Here is a 17450-nt window from a genome sequence, read left to right on the forward strand (position 1 = left end):
GTTTTTAATAAAGGAGATTTCACTATGGAAGAGCAAAATATGCAATTCATGCAAATTGCAATGAAGTACCTGCCAGAAGCAAAGCAGATCTTAGATGAAACAGGCGTTGAGTTATCAATGGAACACGTACAGCCGGTATTGACATTACTAACAAAAGTAATGAACGACGCTTATGAGCTTGGCAAGCAAGATGCATTAGCTGAAAATGAAAACAACTAAAGAAAACAGCTCGGTAGAATCCGAGCTGTTATTTTTGTTTGGAAAATAAATCGACTAAAGGGGCAAACTGTTTAAGAAGAGGAGCTAGTTCTTCGACGGCGAGTACAATTTCATCGATTTGTTTAAATAATCTTTCCCACTCCTCTCGCTCTCTTTCTTCTCTTGATTTTCTGCGCCCAGCGCCAAACATAAAATCAGAAAAAGCTTCATTTCTTTGTCTTCTTGCCATGATACTCATTCCTTTCACTATTTTAATGGTGGGTAAGTTCTTACCTAATGTCCCATACTAGAGTAAGAGGGACCCGTATGATTACTATATGTAGCATGATAGATACCTGAGTAGGACGAACACCTATATAGACAAAAAATAAAAAATGAAGTAAAATTAGTACCAACTCATAATAATTGATTATATAATCGATAAATGAAATGACGGATATAGGTTTTATAGGAATATAAGCCTTTTATTTAAAGGAGAGGTTGATATGAACGCTGGTGTTCTAGGAATTGGACGTTATGTACCAGAGAAAGTTGTAACAAATTTAGATCTTGAAAAAGTAATGGATACATCAGATGAGTGGATTCGTACGCGCACAGGTATTCAAGAGCGCCGAATCGCAGCCGATAACGAGGACACATCTGATTTAGCTTATAAAGCAGCAGTTGAAGCTTTACATAAAGCTAACGTCAAAGCAGAAGATATTGACATGATCATTGTTGCTACGGTAACGCCAGATCAACCGTTTCCTACAGTATCATGTATGCTACAAGAAAAATTGGGAGCAAAAAAAGCAGCTTCTTACGATGTGAGTGCAGCATGTGCAGGATTTATGTACGGCATGATTACAGCTAAGCAATTTATTGAAACTAATGCTTACAAGCATATATTAGTGGTGGGTGTAGAAAAGCTTTCTAAGATTACAGATTGGGACGACCGTAACACGGCTGTTTTATTCGGAGACGGTGCAGGTGCGGTTGTAATGGGACCAGTATCAGAAGGACGAGGCATTTTATCCTTTGAATTAGGATCCGACGGTACGGGAGGCAAGCACTTGTATCAAAACGAGCTTGATCATATTGTCATGAACGGACGTGAAGTATTTAAGTTTGCTGTTCGACAAATGGGGGAATCTGCTGTTAATGTAATTGAAAAAGCAGGTTTAACAAAAGAAGATGTTGATTTTCTTGTACCTCATCAAGCGAATATTCGTATTATGGAAGCTGCAAGACAGCGATTAGACTTGCCTGAAGAAAAAATGTCTAAAACAATCCAATACTACGGCAATACATCAGCAGCATCGATTCCAATTTCAATTGTTCATGAGCTTGAAGCAGGGAAAATTCAAGATGATGATTTAATTGTAATGGTTGGCTTCGGAGGCGGCTTAACATGGGGAGCTATTGCTATTAGATGGGGAAAATAACACTACATTTTTAAAGCAACTGAAGGAGATGAATGTACGATGAATAAAAAACGTGTAGTTGTAACAGGACTTGGTGGACTTACACCAATTGGAAACGACGTAGAAACAGCTTGGAAAAACGCAGTAGCAGGCGTATCTGGGGTTGGTCCTTTAACAAGACTAGATGCAGATGAATTCCCGGCTAAAGTAGCGGCTGAAGTAAAAGATTTTAACGTGGAAGATTTTATTGATCGCAAAGAGGCTCGTAAGATGGACCGCTTTACTCAATATGCAATGGTAGCTGCACTGGCTGCTGTTAAAGATGCTGATTTGACTATTACAGAAGAAATTGCTCCAAACGTCGGCGTTTGGATTGGTTCTGGAATCGGCGGTATGGAAACGTTTGAAAATCAATATTCAACGTTATTAGAAAAAGGTGCTCGCCGTGTAAGTCCATTCTTCATCCCGATGATGATTCCTGATATGGCAACAGGACAAGTTTCCATTGCTTTAGGAGCGAAAGGCGTGAACTCTTGTACGGTAACAGCATGTGCAACGGGTACAAACTCTATTGGTGATGCGTTTAAAGTCATTCAACGCGGAGATGCAGATGTGATGATTACAGGCGGGACGGAAGCACCAATCACGCGTTTATCTATTGCTGGTTTCTGTGCGAATAAAGCACTTTCTACAAATCCAGATCCTGCAACGGCATCTCGTCCGTTTGATAAAGACCGCGACGGCTTCGTTATGGGAGAAGGTGCGGGTGTTATTGTACTTGAAGAGCTTGAACATGCACTAGCACGCGGCGCACATATTTATGCTGAAATTGTGGGCTATGGTTCAACTGGAGATGCTCATCATATCACAGCACCAGCTCCAGGAGGAGAAGGCGGCGTTCGTGCAATGCGTCATGCGATTGAAGATGCAGGCCTACAGCCAAGTGATATTGATTACATCAATGCTCACGGTACAAGTACAGGATACAATGATAAATTTGAAACAATGGCTATTAAAGAAGTATTTGGTGACCACGCTCAAAAAGTAGCAATTAGTTCAACAAAGTCAATGACTGGCCACTTGCTAGGAGCTGCTGGTGGAGTAGAAGCTATTTTTAGTGTGAAAGCAATTCAAGACGGTATTCTTCCTCCAACAATTAACTATCAAACACCTGATGAAGAGTGCGATTTAGACTACATTCCAAACAAAGCGCGTAAGCAAGAAGTAAAAGCGGTGCTAAGCAACTCACTTGGATTTGGCGGTCACAATGCAACAATCATCTTTAAAAAATACGAAGCATAATGAAAAATTCTAGGCGGATGCCTAGAATTTTTTTTATTTTTAATAACCAAAAGAGTAGCTGTGAACATATCATGAAACAAAAGGATGAAGAAAGAGAGGGGAAAACATGCCGATTGTTTCAACTTCTAGTTGGACGGAGCCGAAAGAAATAAGCTGTTATCTTGAGCGCTATTTTAAGAAATTAAAAGAAAAAGAATATATGGAATTACTTTTTAACTATGGAATGTGTCCGCCTTCTTTAATGTTTATAAAAGAATTAGAAGAAATGAAGAAAAGGCAGGTGTGGAAGAAAGTTAAAGCACATTACGAAAAGCTTAAAAAAGCATGGAATGGGCCGGATGTAGCGGTGCTAGTGCTTCCAAGCAATCCTAGAAATCGAAAAATGCAGCGTGAATTTAACGGAAGAGCAGGTGTCGCCTTTACCGATAAATTATTTGTGTTTATGACAAGTCATACATCTGATGAAGAAATGTTAGCGGTACTTACCCATGAGTACCATCACGTTTGCAGGCTAAAAGCCATTAACAAATCTGATGAAACGATTACTTTGTTAGACGCTATGATGATGGAAGGGTTAGCTGAAAGAGCTGTAGAGGAATATTGTGGTAAAAAATATTTAGCTCCTTGGACAAATTATTATACCATTGAAGAAGCTAAAAAAATGTGGGAAAAGCATGTTAAACCTTATTACAATCTGCGCGCTGACGAAAAAAAATATGATCAACTGTTATTCGGCCAAAATTGGTATCCAGAAATGATGGGCTACAATATTGGTTATCATCTTGTTACTTCAAGTATGAAGCCTCACACTTTAACTACTACCCAGCTGCTTCCTCTTAGTACCAATACTATCTTAAAAAAATCTGCGTTCCAACTGTAAAAAAACAAGTTCTATATACCTAAAACAAAAAATAGTAAATTTTATCCTGTTTTCAACAAAAAATTAGGAGGTTTATGCGTTAAAGTGCTGAAGAGATATTCAAAAATCATTATTTTAAAAATAAAAAATATAATTAATTTTCAAAATATATTGATTTTGTAATGAAATTGTAATAATATCTTATTCAAATATAACAATTTTTAGAAAAAAGAGGTGTGCACTATAAATGGATAAAAAGCCCGTCGAATCGACACCTTTACTAGAAGTGAAGAATTTACAAACTGCTTTTTCCATTAATGATTCCTGGCATAATGCTGTGGACGACGTGTCGTTTCAAGTCGGACGAAAGCGAATTGTAGGAGTTGTAGGAGAATCTGGATGTGGAAAAAGCGTATTGTCTTTATCCGTTATTGGATTATTACCTAAAGTAAATAGTCAAATTAGAAGCGGAAGCGTTGTATTTAACGGAAAGAATCTTACACACTTATCAGAAGATGAGATGAATGACGTTCGTGGAAAAGACATTTCAATGATTTTCCAAGAACCGATGACCTCTCTCAATCCTGTGTTAACCATTGGATATCAGCTGCAGGAAGTACTGTTTAACCACATGAATATATCGAAAGCGGAAGCGCGTGAAAAAAGCATTGCGCTTTTAAAAAGCGTTGGTATTTCGAGATCCGAAAAGCTCATCGATGAATATCCGCATCAGCTGTCTGGAGGAATGAGGCAGCGTGTCATGATTGCCATGGCGGTAGCTTGTCAGCCTAAGCTTTTAATTGCTGATGAGCCGACAACCGCCTTAGACGTTACGGTTCAAGCTCAAATTTTAGAGTTGTTAAAAGAAATTCAAGAAAGCAATGACATGTCTATTATTATGATTACACATGATTTGGGAGTAGTTGCTGAGATGTGTGATGAAGTGATCGTCATGTATGGTGGGAAAATTGTTGAGCATACAGATGTTGATACGTTATTTTATGCCCCAAAACATCCGTACACGAAAGCGCTTCTTCACTCAATTCCACGCATGGAAGATGATGTAGAAGTATTAAATACGATTAAAGGAATTGTGCCTTCTCTTGTAAACATGCCGCGGACAGGCTGTCGTTTCGTTAACCGATGTCCTCATGCAATGGAAGACTGCAGTTCCGTTACACCTGTTCTTCACCCCGATTCACAGGGGCATGATGTCGCATGTCTGCTGTATGAAAATAGCTATCCGTCAAAAGGAGTGAAGTCAAGCTAATGACTAAAGCGGTGAAAGATGTATTGCTAGAAGTTCAACATTTAAAAACCTACTATCCTATTCACGGCGGATTTTTCCGAAAGAAAATTGGTGATGTAAAAGCAGTTGACGGTATTTCCTTTGCGATTCGAAAAGGAGAAACGCTCGGTCTGGTAGGAGAATCTGGATGTGGAAAATCCACAGCTGGAAGAACGATTCTAAGGCTGTTGGAACCAACTAGTGGCAAAATTATTTTTGATGGTAAAGATATCACAGAAGTAAAAGGGACTTCTCTCCGTAAAATCAGACAAGATTTCCAAATGGTTTTTCAAGACCCCTATGCTTCCCTTAATCCAATGCAAATGGTTGGAGATGTTATTTCTGAACCAATTCGGAATTTTACAGGAAAATCAACTAATCAATTAAAATCAGAAGTTATGAATCTACTTACAAAAGTAGGGTTACCAGAAGATGCATACTATAAATATCCTCACGAATTTTCTGGTGGACAGCGACAGCGTATTGGAATTGCACGTGCACTTGCACTTCGTCCAAAACTTATCATCGCTGATGAACCGGTGTCAGCACTTGACGTTTCTGTCCAATCACAAGTTTTAAACCTTCTTAAAGAACTTCAACAAGAATTCGACCTAACCTTTTTATTTATTGCCCATGATTTGAGTGTTGTTAAACATATGAGTGACCGTATCGGTGTTATGTATCTAGGCGGTTTAGTAGAAATTGCTGACAAGAAAAGTCTATATGCAGAGCCGCTGCACCCTTATACGCAAGCGCTGGTATCGGCTATACCTGAACCCGATCCCCGAAAGAAAAAACAGCGTATTATTTTACAGGGAGATGTGCCAAGCCCAATTGATCCGCCAAAAGGCTGTGCGTTTCATCCTCGCTGTATACATGCAATGGCAGAGTGCAGCCAAACAAAACCTGCCTTAAAGGAGGTGAAACCTGGCCATCAAGTAGCTTGCCATTTATATAACTCGTAAAAGCTACATACGAACAGATTATTAGTTAAATAGGGGGAACGTCATGATGAAAAAGAAATCGTTTTTATCACTTGTTTCCATTTTGCTTGTGCTATCGCTTTTTCTAGCGGCATGCAGCGGTGGAAGCAGTTCTTCATCTTCTAGTAATAAAGAAGGCGGAGAAACAAAAACTGAAGGTGCAAAAACAGACAAGCCAAAAGATGGCGGAACGATTACGTATGGAATTGACGGAGCGCCAGAAGGCCTTTTTGAGTATGCGTTGTATGGTAGTGCATATGATAGCCAAATCTTAGAATTTATCAATGAAGGTCTCTTTACTTATGATAAGAAATTAAAGATTAAATCTGACTTAGCTACTTGGGACGTGAGTGGAGATAAACTAACTTACACGTTTAAATTAAAGAAGGGCATTAAGTGGCATAACGGAGATCCATTAACTGCAGATGATTTTAAATATACGTATGAAACGATTGCCGATAAAGACTATACAGGTCCACGCTATGTAAACGTTGAGCATATTAAAGGCGCTCAAGAATATCACGATGGCAAAGCGGATTCTATTTCTGGAGTTGAAGTAGTAGATCCCCAAACATTTAAGGTAACGTTTAAAGAAGTTCGTGTAAATAACTTAGACAACCTATGGCCATATCCAATGCCGAAAAAATACTACGAAGGAATTGCTGTAAAAGATCTTGCAGAATCCAAACAAGTTCGTAAAGAGCCAATCGGCGTTGGGCCATTTAAAGTGAAAAAAGTGGTAGCAAGTGAATATGTTCAGATGGAACGCAATGATGACTATTGGAAAGGTAAGCCTCATCTTGATGGCGTTGTTGTAAAAGTACTGGATCCATCTGTTTCCGCTGGAGCATTGAAAAAAGGTGATGTCGACATTATGGATGTTCGCCCAGCTGATCTAGGGCAAGTTGAAAAAGCAGAAAACTTAGACTTTTTGGAAGGAAAATCAACTAGTTATTCGTATATTGGTCTACGATTTGGACATCGTGATCAAAAAGCTGGTAAAAACGTAGATGATTACGAAAAGTTCAAAGATCTAAAACTTCGTCAAGCATTGCTTTATGCAATAGATAGAAAAGCAATGGTAAAAGCATTTATGAACGACAAAGCGGTTGTTTCTAACACAGTTATTCCGTCTGTATTCTGGATTGCTGCTGACCAAAAAGATTTAACAAAGTACAAGTATAGTCCTGAAAAAGCTAAAAAATTATTAGCTGAAGCTGGTTATAAAGACAAGAATAATGACGGTTTTGTAGAAGATCCAAACGGAAAACCATTTACGATCTCATTCGGTCACTATGCTGGTCCAGCCAACTTCGAGGGTCGTGCGAAGGCTATTATGCAAGCATGGAATGATATTGGTATTAAAACAAAATTAGCAACGGGTTCACTTGTTGAATTTAACTTGTACAATGAAATGAAAGATAACGACGATAAGGCGTTAGAAGCGTTCTTTGGTTCTTGGGACACTGGTTCAGATCCAGATCCTACAGGATTATGGAGCTCTGATGCTGAATGGAACTATGGCCGTTGGGTAAATAAGGAATCTGATGAAATGCTTAAAGACGGTTTGAGTGAAAAATCATTTGATGATAAATACCGTAAAGATGTATATGTAAAATGGCAAAAATTCTTTAACGAGCAGCTGCCAGCACTTCCTTTATGGGAAAATATCAATATTTATGCTGTGAATAAGCGTGTGAAAAATGTAACTTTAGATCCATCAACGGTAGTTGTAGATCCTGAGAAATGGTCTGTAACGGAATAAGTATTTTACATGTAAAGGAGAGTCAACGATGCTGCAGTACTCACTAAGACGTATTTTAGGGATGATTCCAATGTTGATTCTGATCTCCTTTGTTGTGTTTTCCCTGGCAAAAATGATGCCAGGGGACCCTTTTGGGGGAGAAATCAACCCTAGTAATACAGATCCAAAATACATTGAGGAAATGCGTGATAAGCTAGGATATAACGATCCTATCTACGTTCAATATTGGAACTGGGTAAAGGGAGTGGCACAAGGAGATTTAGGAAAGTCAACAACTCATAAGCTACCGACATTAGATATTATTTTAGAGCGTATGCCTAATACTATCTTTTTAGCTTTGACTTCGCTTTTGATTACGTATGTGTTTGCATTTATTTTAGGTATGTATGCAGGAAGAAAACCGTATACCTTAGCAGATAACTTTATTGCAGGATATAATTACTTTGCATTAGCGGTTCCATCGTTTATCGCAGGAATCGTAGGCATTTATTTATTTTCCTTTCAGTTAGGTTGGTTTCCATTTAGCGGTTCTGTTGAAGTAGGATTGAAAGAGGGATCATGGGACTTTATTCAAAGTAGAATTCATCACGTTATATTACCCGCGCTGATTCTTGGCTTGATGTCGACCGCGCAGTATACCCAATTTTTGCGCAATGATATTATTGAAAACAGTCGCAAAGATTTTGTACGCACAGCTAGAGCAAAAGGAACAAAAGAATCTAAAATTTATAATGTTCATATCTTACGCAACTCAATGATTCCGCTTATTACGTTTTTAGGGTTTGATCTTGTAACAATCATTAGCGGTTCTATCATTACAGAAACGATCTTTACGTATCCAGGAATCGGAAAGTTGTTTGTTGACTCTGTAGCAACTCGTGACTACTCAGTTATGATGTCGCTTACAATGTTGTTTTCAATTTTAACACTGGTTGGGAATCTGGTTGCTGATTTGTTATACGGCGTAGCAGATCCGCGTATTCGTTTGGATTAGGAGGAGAAAGTATGGAAATTGTAACGAAAAAAGATGTGCAGCCAGAAGTGAATATGAAAGCTCCTAAAAACCTTTCTCCATGGGCGATTGCGCGAAAGAAGTTTGTTAAAAATAAACTAGCCATGATCAGTTTAGCTTTCATGATTGTGATTACGCTTCTTGCTATTTTTGCACCGCTGCTTACAAAAGCAGATATTACGCGTATTGACTATATGGCGATGAATGCAGCGCCTTCTAGTGAGCATTGGTTTGGAACGGATACTAATGGGCGAGACGTATTTGCACGTACGTTGTATGGAGGAAGAACGTCGTTACTGATTGGAGTTGCTTGTACAACACTCGTTATTTTAATCGGAACTCTTATTGGTTCGATTGCAGGTTATTACGGAGGCAAAGTGGACCAATTCTTAATGCGTTTTACAGACTTTGTCTTAAACTTTCCGCTAATTGTTTTTGTTGTAGTGTTAAATACAATTCTAATTGGAAAGATCTCAGGCGTTTGGACGCTCATCCTAGTTGTTAGTTTCCTAAGCTGGGGAAGTACGGCTCGGCTGGTGCGAAGCAAAGTCTTGGCTGAAAAAGAAAATGAATATGTGCTTTCAGCTGTTTCCATTGGGTGCAGCCCGTTTAAAATCATCTTTAAACATTTGCTGCCAAATGTGTTTTCAACGATTGTGGTTCAAGCCAGTTTGCAGATGGCCATCCTTATTGTGTTTGAGTCAGCGATTAGCTTTATCGGTTTTGGCGTGCCGGCTGATACGCCAAGCTGGGGGAATATGCTGACAGAAGCAAGGGAATCAGATGTGCTGCAGAATAAGCCTTGGATGTGGGTTCCGCCAGGTTTAGCTATTACATTTACAATCCTAGCTATCAACTTCATTGGTGAAGGATTAAAAGATGCGTTGAATCCAAAATCTCTTCGTTAAAAATCTATCACAAAAGTGTGATAGATTTTTTTAGGTTTGTCAGACCTCCTGACAAACCTATTACTATAGAAGAAACTCGGATTTTTTGTTGCTTATAGGGGTGGATATAGCTCATGAAGCGTTTAATAATCATTAGCACTGGCGTTATGTCTGGGCTTCGAAATAAGTACATTTGAATAATAGCCAAAAATGAAGGTATTTTACAATTAATTTTTAGAAAAATAACATCATTTGGAATAAAAATTCCTTTCTCTGCCTATACTGATGGATAACAAACAGATAGTAAGTGAGGGGTAAATTATGCTATATCTTCATGATGTATGGGTTAATTGGTTTGAAGGCGAAGAAAACGGTTATAATGTGTGTCATTTCCATGAGTGGAGAAAAGACGATTGTGTAGAACTGCTCGATCAAGCACCGTTATTAAAAGTAAACCCGCTTTTATTTCATTACATTGAAAATGATCTTTCCGAGCTACCTCAACAACTACTACAAGATGTCTATCAGAAAGCATACATTCGGAAAAATCATGAACGCACGCAGGTTGAATATTGTTTTATCGTTACAGATGGAACGAATATTTTAGCAATTGATACGATGGGATATCATATTCCGATTCGAAAAAGCCGCTTAATTCCAAGACAAGAACAGTTAGTCTATGAGATGATTGCGGATCAAGAAGAGCTAGAATATAAGTTCAGTGAAGACGAGCTAAATAAAAAAGAGCATCATATTCTTTCACCGTCTCCTGAAACGATGAGAGGACTAACACGTAAAGAACGTCAGCTAAAACAGCTGTTATTTATGGCACTTGATCAGCTACATACTACAAAAAATACAGCTCAAATCCGCTACTGGTACACAGAGTGGAATCCAACGAAATACGAAGACATTCAAGAGATGTCGTTTCAAGACGTATGGAATCAGCTATACGACGAAACGAAGTCAGGGTGGTCACCGAAACATAAATTATTATGCGAGCGCTTAGTAAAAGGACAACCTTTCTTTGAAAAACTTTGGGAAATTGAACAAGAGCCAAAAGTTAATTAAAAAAAACGACTGCATAGCAGTCGTTTTTTTAACGTTTACGGCCAATTCCCATTGCGTTTCGCATTTTGCGAAGCATTTTATTAGCCGTTGCATTTGCTTTATCGGCACCTTGATCTAAAATATCATCTAGCTCGCTAGAATCAACTAATTCATAATATCTTTCTTGAATTGGAGCGAGTGCTTCAGCTACTACTTTAGCTGTGTCAGCTTTAAAGTCACCATAACCTTTGCCTTCGTACATTGCTTCAATGTCTTCGATTGATTTATTTGCTAGGATTGAATAAATACTTAATAAGTTTGAAATACCTGGCTTATTTTCTTTATCGTAGCGAACAATACCTTCTGAATCCGTTACGGCACTTTTGATTTTCTTTTCAATTGTTTTAGCGTCATCTAAAAGCGTAATAAAAGCTTTTTGGTTTGGATCGGACTTGCTCATTTTTTTCGTAGGATCTTGAAGAGACATGACGCGTGCGCCCACTTTTGGAATACGTACTTCAGGAATAGTGAAGATATCATTGTATTTTTTGTTGAAGCGCTCAGCTAAATCACGCGTTAATTCTAAATGCTGCTTTTGATCTTCACCAACTGGAACCAAATCGGTGTTGTATAAAAGAATATCAGCTGCCATTAATGGAGGATAAGTTAGTAATCCTGCTGATACTGCTTCTTTTCCAGCGGACTTATCTTTAAACTGAGTCATACGTTCAAGTTCACCGATATACGCTACACACTGTAACATCCATCCCGCTTCTGTGTGGGCGGGCACTTCTGATTGAATAAATAAAGTCGATTTTGCTGGATCAATTCCTACTGCTACATACAGGGCAGCAAGGCTGCGAATGTTTTTACGAAGTGCTAAACGATCTTGAGGCGTTGTAATCGCATGCTGATCTACAATACAAAAATGACAGTTATAGTCATTTTGAAGTTCGACAAATTGCTTCATCGCTCCAATGTAGTTACCTAAAGTAATGGTACCGCTTGGTTGAATACCTGAAAAAATTGTTTTCATCAAATCTTCCTTTCATCTGCACATATATGATGCTAATTTACGGATACAACATAAAAAGGCCCATCCGCTCCTAGCATAAGCTAGGGGCGAATGAACCGCGTTGCCACCCTAATTAGCACACATAACTGTGAACTATCTTTATTCATGTAACGTTGAGGTCAACGTTCAAGCTTTGCACTTGAAAGCTCCAAAGTCCATTCTGCAGGTTTCAATGTTTGTTCCCACCAGCCACAAACTCTCTAAAAATGAAAATTCTGCATACTACTCTTTTTCACAGCTTTAATCATATATAGTTATTCGTTATTATAACGCGAAAAAGCAGGAATTTAAACATCTTATTACTAAAAAGTTTTATAAGACAATTTACTGGAATTTTTCTGCGGCAAAAAAAGACAAGAACCTTTTAATTAAAGCATTTCTTGATGAAAATTTGGTGGAGGATTTGGTAAAAATCGCTCGTTTAGTATTTCTAATGACTTTGTAATACTATTGTAATACCTATACTACAAAAAAGATTTTAGACGTCTGACAAGTAGGCACAATCCTTATAAGATAAGGTTTTTTCCCTTATGACAAAAAAATACCATTAAATAATAGTATTGCAATAAATTTTTAAAATATTTATAATAGGCGTAACAAACATATTTTTTACAAAGGTATTACAATTTCTTAATTTTTCAGAAAACACAAAATAGACAATGTTTTGTTTCAATTAGCGAATTTTGTAATGAATGAGTCTTCTACATATTAAGCGCATACATTGGATTTACAGCATGTAAACAATTGATGACAGTTTCATAGGGTAGAAGAATAATTTTGCAGTGAGGTCTTTAGCACTCTACTATGTGAAAAAATAACTGATTATTTTGTATTGAAAGAGGATTAAGAAATTAGTGCATATCAAAAAAATATGGTTGCCACACAAACAAAATTTAATAGGGGGTAACACGCAATGAAGAAAAGGTTGTCGATTCTTTTCAGTTTGCTGCTTGTCATGAGCTTGTTTTTAGCTGCATGTGGATTTAACAAAGAATCTGGTGGCAGTGAAAATGCTAGCAGTGATGGCGGCGACAAGAAGAAAGAGCAAGAGCTTCGCGTAAACATTAAAACTGAGCCTTTTTCACTGAACCCAGGCTTAGCTAATGATTCAACGTCATCAAACGTATTATTACAAACATTTGAGGGTTTAACTCGTATCGGTAAAGATGGAAAACCTGAAAATGCAATGGCGAAAGATGTGAAGGTCAGCGATGATCAAACTAAATATACGTTTACTATTCGCGACGATGCAAAATGGTCAAATGGTGACCCTGTAACAGCAAAAGATTTCGAATATGCATGGAAATGGGCGTTAGATCCTAAAAACGAATCTCAATATGCATATCAATTATACTATGTTAAAAATGCACAAGCTGCTAATGAAGGAAAAGGTTCATTAGATGATGTTGCAGTTAAAGCAACAGATGATAAAACGCTTGAAGTAACATTAGAAAACCCAACGCCATATTTCTTAGAATTAACAGCTTTCTATACGTACTTCCCAGTGAATACGAAAATTGCTGAATCAAATGAAAAATGGTACACAAATGCAGGCGAAAACTATACGTCAAACGGTCCTTTCAAGCTAAAAACTTGGAAACATAATGACAAAATCGAGTTAGTTCCTAATGAAAACTATTGGGATAAAGATGCTGTAAAACTTAAAAAAGTTGAAATGTACATGATCAATGATAACAACACTGAACTTTCAATGTTCAAAAACGGTGAATTAGACTGGGCGGGTATGCCTACTGGTCAATTACCAGCTGATGCACTTCCTGAATTAAAGAAAGACGGTTCATTAAACATTCAAGAGATTGCAGGTACTTACTGGTACAAGTTTAATACAGAACAAAAACCTTTAGACAACGTGAACATTCGTAAAGCATTAGCTTATGCAATTGATCGTAAAGGTATTACAGAGCAAATTACAAAAGACGGTTCAGTTCCAGCGATGGCGGCTGTACCACCAACAATGTTTGAAGATAACAAAAAAGGCTACTTCAAAGACAATGATGTGAAAAAAGCAAAAGAATATTTAGAAAAAGGCTTGAAAGAAATGGGCCTTAAAGATGCTTCAGAACTACCAGCAATTAAGGTTTCATACAACACCGATGAAAAACATGCAAAAATTGCACAAGCTGTTCAAGATATGTGGAAGAAAAACCTTGGTATTAAAGTACAGTTAGACAACTCTGAGTGGGCTGTTTACATTGAAAAGTTACACCAAGGAGATTATCAAGTTGGGCGTATGGGCTGGTTAGGAGACTTTAACGATCCAATCAACTTCCTAGAATTATTCCGTGACAAAAAAGGCGGAAACAATGATACAAACTGGGAAAATCCAGAATATAAAAAGTTATTAATTGACTCTCAAAAAGAAACAGATCCTAAAAAACGTCAGGCAATGTTGAAAAAAGCAGAAGGTATCTTCATGGATGAAATGCCAGTGGCACCAATCTACTTCTACACAAATGCTTGGGTACAAGACAAGCAGCTGAAAGATGTTGTGATGTCTGGTCTTGGAGACATTCAGATTAAATGGGCTCATTTTGAGTAAGTAACATCAATTATGACAAAGGGTATATGGGGCCTGGTGCTCCATATACTTTTCTTTCTTGTGCGCGAATTTTGTAAAAATATGGAGGTGTGTCAGGGTGTTCAAATATATAGGAAAACGACTTGTTTATATGTTTCTATCATTATGGCTGATCGTAACAGCGACCTTTTTCTTAATGCGTGCTGTTCCGGGAGGTCCATTCACATCAGAAAAGCAGCTTCCCCCTGAAATTCAAAAAAATCTAAATCAGTATTACGGTTTAGACCAGCCTTGGTACCATCAATACTTTGATTATTTAACATCAATTTTAAAGTGGGATTTTGGTCCATCTTTCAAATATAAAGGCCAAACGGTAAATGATTTGATCAACGGCGGATTCCCTGTTTCATTCATGTTAGGGATGGAAGCTATTTTAATAGCGATTGCTATTGGTGTACTGCTAGGTGTTATTGCAGCTTTAAAGCATAATAAGTGGCAAGATTATACGGCGATGGTTATTGCGGTTCTAGGAATTTCAGTACCGAGTTTTATCATGGCAGCGGTATTACAATACGTTCTGGCTATGAAACTGCAAATTTTTCCTGTTGCGCGCTGGGAATCATGGGCGCATACGGTGTTGCCGGCTCTTGCACTTGCTTCGACCCCTATGGCGTTTATCGCAAGATTAACTCGTTCAAGTATGCTTGAAGTATTAAGTAATGATTATATTCGTACGGCGAAAGCAAAAGGTTTAAGCAGAGGCGTTATTACAGTTAAGCACGCAATGCGAAATGCGATGCTTCCAGTCGTATCCTATATGGGACCTTTAGTAGCAGGGATTTTAACAGGTAGCTTTGTTATTGAAAAAATATTCGGTATCCCTGGATTAGGCTCACACTTTGTACTCAGTATCTCAAACCGAGATTATACAACGATTATGGGCGTAACAGTGTTCTACAGTATTTTACTACTCGTATGTATCCTGCTTGTAGATATTGCATACGGCTTTATTGATCCTCGAATTAAACTTACAGGTGCTAAGAAAGGAGAGTAACTATGCAGCAACTTCCGAAAATTCCTAAAGAAATGTTTGAAACAGCAGGGATTGACCATGCTCAAGCAGAAAAGATTGAAAAACCGAGTCTTTCGTTCTGGCAAGATGTTTTTATTCGTTTTCGCAAAAATAAGCTTGCTATGTTTGGTGTAGTACTAATGGTTCTCCTTGTTTTTATGGCAATATTTGGTCCATTGATGGTGAAATACGATTATGCAACCAATGATTTATTGAATGCCAATCAGGCACCATCTTCTGAGCACTGGTTCGGCACAGATGAATTAGGACGCGATGTGTTTGCTCGTACGTGGGAAGGCGCTCGTATTTCATTATTTATCGGGTTAGCAGCAGCTTTAATTGATTTATTCATCGGCGTAGTTTGGGGAAGCATCTCTGGATACCGCGGTGGACGTACAGATGAAACAATGATGCGTGTTGCGGATATCTTATACGGTGTTCCTTACCTTTTACTTGTTATTATTTTAATGGTTATGCTAGGCCAGGGATTGGGCACAATGATTTTGGCAATGACCATTACCGGCTGGATTAACATGGCACGTATTGTGCGTGGACAAGTTTTACAATTGAAAAACCAAGAATACGTAATGGCTTCACAAACATTAGGAGCAACAACAAAACGTATTTTATTTAAACATCTTATTCCTAATGCAACAGGTCCAATTTTAGTAACAATGACACTAACGATTCCTTCAGCAATCTTTACAGAAGCGTTTTTAAGCTACTTGGGACTAGGTGTTCCAGCGCCGCTTGCAAGCTGGGGAACAATGGCTTCAGAGGGCTTACCTGCTTTGGAATACTATCCTTGGCGCTTATTTTTCCCAGGTTTGTTTATCTGTTTAACAATCTTAGCGTTCAACGTAATTGGTGATGGATTACGAGATGCGTTAGATCCAAAACTACGTAAGTAAGGAAGTGAACTCATATGTCACGTTTATTAGAAGTAAAGAATTTAGCTGTATCCTTTAAAACATATGGCGGAGAAGTTCAGGCTGTTCGCGGCGTTAACTTCCACTTAAATAAAGGTGAAACACTAGCAATTGTTGGTGAATCAGGATCCGGTAAAAGTGTAACTTCACAAACGATCATGCGCCTTATTCCGATGCCTCCTGGCCAAATTAAAAGCGGTGAAATGCTGTTTGACGGCATTGATTTAGCAAAGAAAACGGATAAAGAAATGGAAGCTATTCGCGGTAAAGATATCGGTATGATCTTCCAAGATCCAATGACTTCTTTAAATCCAACGATGAAAGTTGGGGCTCAAATTGGTGAAGTCGTAATCAAGCATTCTAAAGTATCTAAAGCGGAAGCGAAAAAACGTGCAGTCGAGTTATTAACGCTTGTAGGGATTCCTTTTCCAGAACAGCGTGTGAATCAATATCCCCATGAATTCAGCGGCGGGATGAGACAGCGTGTTGTCATTGCGATGGCTCTTGCTTCTAATCCGAAGTTACTAATCGCTGATGAACCAACAACGGCGCTTGATGTGACAATTCAAGCTCAAATTTTAGAGTTGATGAAAGACATTCAGAAAAAAACGGATACGTCTATTATCTTTATTACCCATGATCTTGGTGTAGTAGCGAACGTAGCCGATCGAGTAGCCGTTATGTACGCTGGTCAAATTGTTGAAATGGGCACAGTGGATGAAGTATTTTACGATCCAAAACATCCGTATACGTGGGGACTGTTAGCCTCTATGCCGAGTTTAGATAACGAGGCAGAAGAAGAACTGGCTGCTATTCCTGGAACGCCGCCTGACTTAACGAACCCTCCAAAGGGAGATGCATTTGCAGCGCGAAATCCATACGCAATGAAAATTGATTTTGAGCAAGAACCTCCAATGTTCAAAATATCTGATACGCACTATGCGAAAACATGGCTGTTACATCCGGATGCACCAAAAGTAGAGCCGCCTGCTTCAGTTCAACGCCGCATGCGTAAAGTTGATAATGTATACAGCACACCCGTACTTGTAGCGAAGGATGGTGAATAA

General features: G+C 38.4%; 16 protein-coding genes and 1 other annotated feature. Of the genes, 14 read left to right on the forward strand and 2 right to left on the reverse strand.

All coding sequences use genetic code 11. From position 1 onward, the window contains the following. Positions 1 to 24: 24 nt before the first annotated feature. Entirely contained in the window at positions 25 to 219 is a 195-nt protein-coding gene (locus tag U9R83_RS03550; RefSeq protein ID WP_013081746.1) for a ComZ family protein, read from the forward strand. 28 nt (positions 220 to 247) lie between these two features. Here the strand turns inward: U9R83_RS03550 and U9R83_RS03555 are convergent, their stop codons facing one another. Further along, complete coding sequence (locus U9R83_RS03555) at positions 248 to 448, reverse strand: hypothetical protein (RefSeq protein WP_045291919.1); 201 nt, start codon at positions 446 to 448, stop codon at positions 248 to 250. A gap of 256 nt (positions 449 to 704) precedes the next feature. Between U9R83_RS03555 and U9R83_RS03560 the strand changes: the two genes are divergently transcribed. From U9R83_RS03560 to U9R83_RS03600, 9 genes are all read left to right on the forward strand, one after another. Next, a complete protein-coding gene (locus U9R83_RS03560; protein ID WP_028407464.1) occupies positions 705 to 1643 on the forward strand; it encodes a beta-ketoacyl-ACP synthase III in 939 nt (312 codons plus the stop codon). 39 nt (positions 1644 to 1682) lie between these two features. Continuing rightward, the gene (fabF, locus tag U9R83_RS03565; RefSeq protein ID WP_208732736.1) at positions 1683 to 2924 is read left to right on the forward strand and encodes a beta-ketoacyl-ACP synthase II; all 1242 of its coding nucleotides are present in this window, start codon (positions 1683 to 1685) and stop codon (positions 2922 to 2924) included. Positions 2925 to 3030: 106 nt separating this feature from the next. Then, complete coding sequence (locus U9R83_RS03570) at positions 3031 to 3804, forward strand: DUF2268 domain-containing protein (RefSeq protein WP_328575068.1); 774 nt, start codon at positions 3031 to 3033, stop codon at positions 3802 to 3804. A 226-nt stretch (positions 3805 to 4030) separates the two neighbouring features. Further along, complete coding sequence (locus U9R83_RS03575) at positions 4031 to 5053, forward strand: ABC transporter ATP-binding protein (protein WP_208732735.1); 1023 nt, start codon at positions 4031 to 4033, stop codon at positions 5051 to 5053. Then, positions 5053 to 6036: an ABC transporter ATP-binding protein gene (locus U9R83_RS03580; RefSeq protein WP_208732734.1), complete on the forward strand. Its 984-nt coding sequence runs from the start codon at positions 5053 to 5055 to the stop codon at positions 6034 to 6036. Before U9R83_RS03575 ends, U9R83_RS03580 begins: the two co-directional genes overlap by 1 nt. Before the next feature lie 43 nt (positions 6037 to 6079). Continuing rightward, positions 6080 to 7819: an oligopeptide ABC transporter substrate-binding protein gene (gene opp4A / locus U9R83_RS03585; RefSeq protein ID WP_013055409.1), complete on the forward strand. Its 1740-nt coding sequence runs from the start codon at positions 6080 to 6082 to the stop codon at positions 7817 to 7819. Positions 7820 to 7847: 28 nt separating this feature from the next. Continuing rightward, the gene (opp4B, locus tag U9R83_RS03590; RefSeq protein ID WP_014461590.1) at positions 7848 to 8813 is read left to right on the forward strand and encodes an oligopeptide ABC transporter permease; all 966 of its coding nucleotides are present in this window, start codon (positions 7848 to 7850) and stop codon (positions 8811 to 8813) included. An 11-nt stretch (positions 8814 to 8824) separates the two neighbouring features. Continuing rightward, complete coding sequence (gene opp4C, locus U9R83_RS03595) at positions 8825 to 9739, forward strand: oligopeptide ABC transporter permease (protein WP_013081753.1); 915 nt, start codon at positions 8825 to 8827, stop codon at positions 9737 to 9739. 300 nt (positions 9740 to 10039) lie between these two features. Next, positions 10040 to 10789, forward strand: a complete 750-nt coding sequence (locus U9R83_RS03600) for a YjbA family protein (protein WP_013055412.1) — start codon at positions 10040 to 10042, stop codon at positions 10787 to 10789. 28 nt (positions 10790 to 10817) lie between these two features. Here U9R83_RS03600 and trpS read toward each other — a convergent pair whose 3' ends face one another. Next, positions 10818 to 11804 (reverse strand): tryptophan--tRNA ligase, encoded by a 987-nt coding sequence (gene trpS / locus U9R83_RS03605; protein WP_042992329.1) that lies wholly within the window; start codon positions 11802 to 11804, stop codon positions 10818 to 10820. A gap of 79 nt (positions 11805 to 11883) precedes the next feature. Next, positions 11884 to 12088 (reverse strand) — a binding site (T-box leader). Positions 12089 to 12756: 668 nt separating this feature from the next. Between trpS and U9R83_RS03610 the strand changes: the two genes are divergently transcribed. From U9R83_RS03610 to U9R83_RS03625, 4 genes are all read left to right on the forward strand, one after another. Then, positions 12757 to 14403 (forward strand): peptide ABC transporter substrate-binding protein, encoded by a 1647-nt coding sequence (locus tag U9R83_RS03610; protein ID WP_014461587.1) that lies wholly within the window; start codon positions 12757 to 12759, stop codon positions 14401 to 14403. 97 nt (positions 14404 to 14500) lie between these two features. Continuing rightward, a complete protein-coding gene (locus U9R83_RS03615; protein WP_014461586.1) occupies positions 14501 to 15436 on the forward strand; it encodes an ABC transporter permease in 936 nt (311 codons plus the stop codon). A 2-nt stretch (positions 15437 to 15438) separates the two neighbouring features. Beyond that, positions 15439 to 16365 (forward strand): ABC transporter permease, encoded by a 927-nt coding sequence (locus U9R83_RS03620; RefSeq protein ID WP_014461585.1) that lies wholly within the window; start codon positions 15439 to 15441, stop codon positions 16363 to 16365. Positions 16366 to 16379: 14 nt separating this feature from the next. After that, the gene (locus U9R83_RS03625; protein ID WP_014461584.1) at positions 16380 to 17450 is read left to right on the forward strand and encodes an ABC transporter ATP-binding protein; all 1071 of its coding nucleotides are present in this window, start codon (positions 16380 to 16382) and stop codon (positions 17448 to 17450) included.

The sequence above is a fragment of the Priestia sp. LL-8 genome (genome assembly GCF_036227845.1).
GTDB lineage: Bacteria > Bacillota > Bacilli > Bacillales > Bacillaceae_H > Priestia > Priestia zanthoxyli.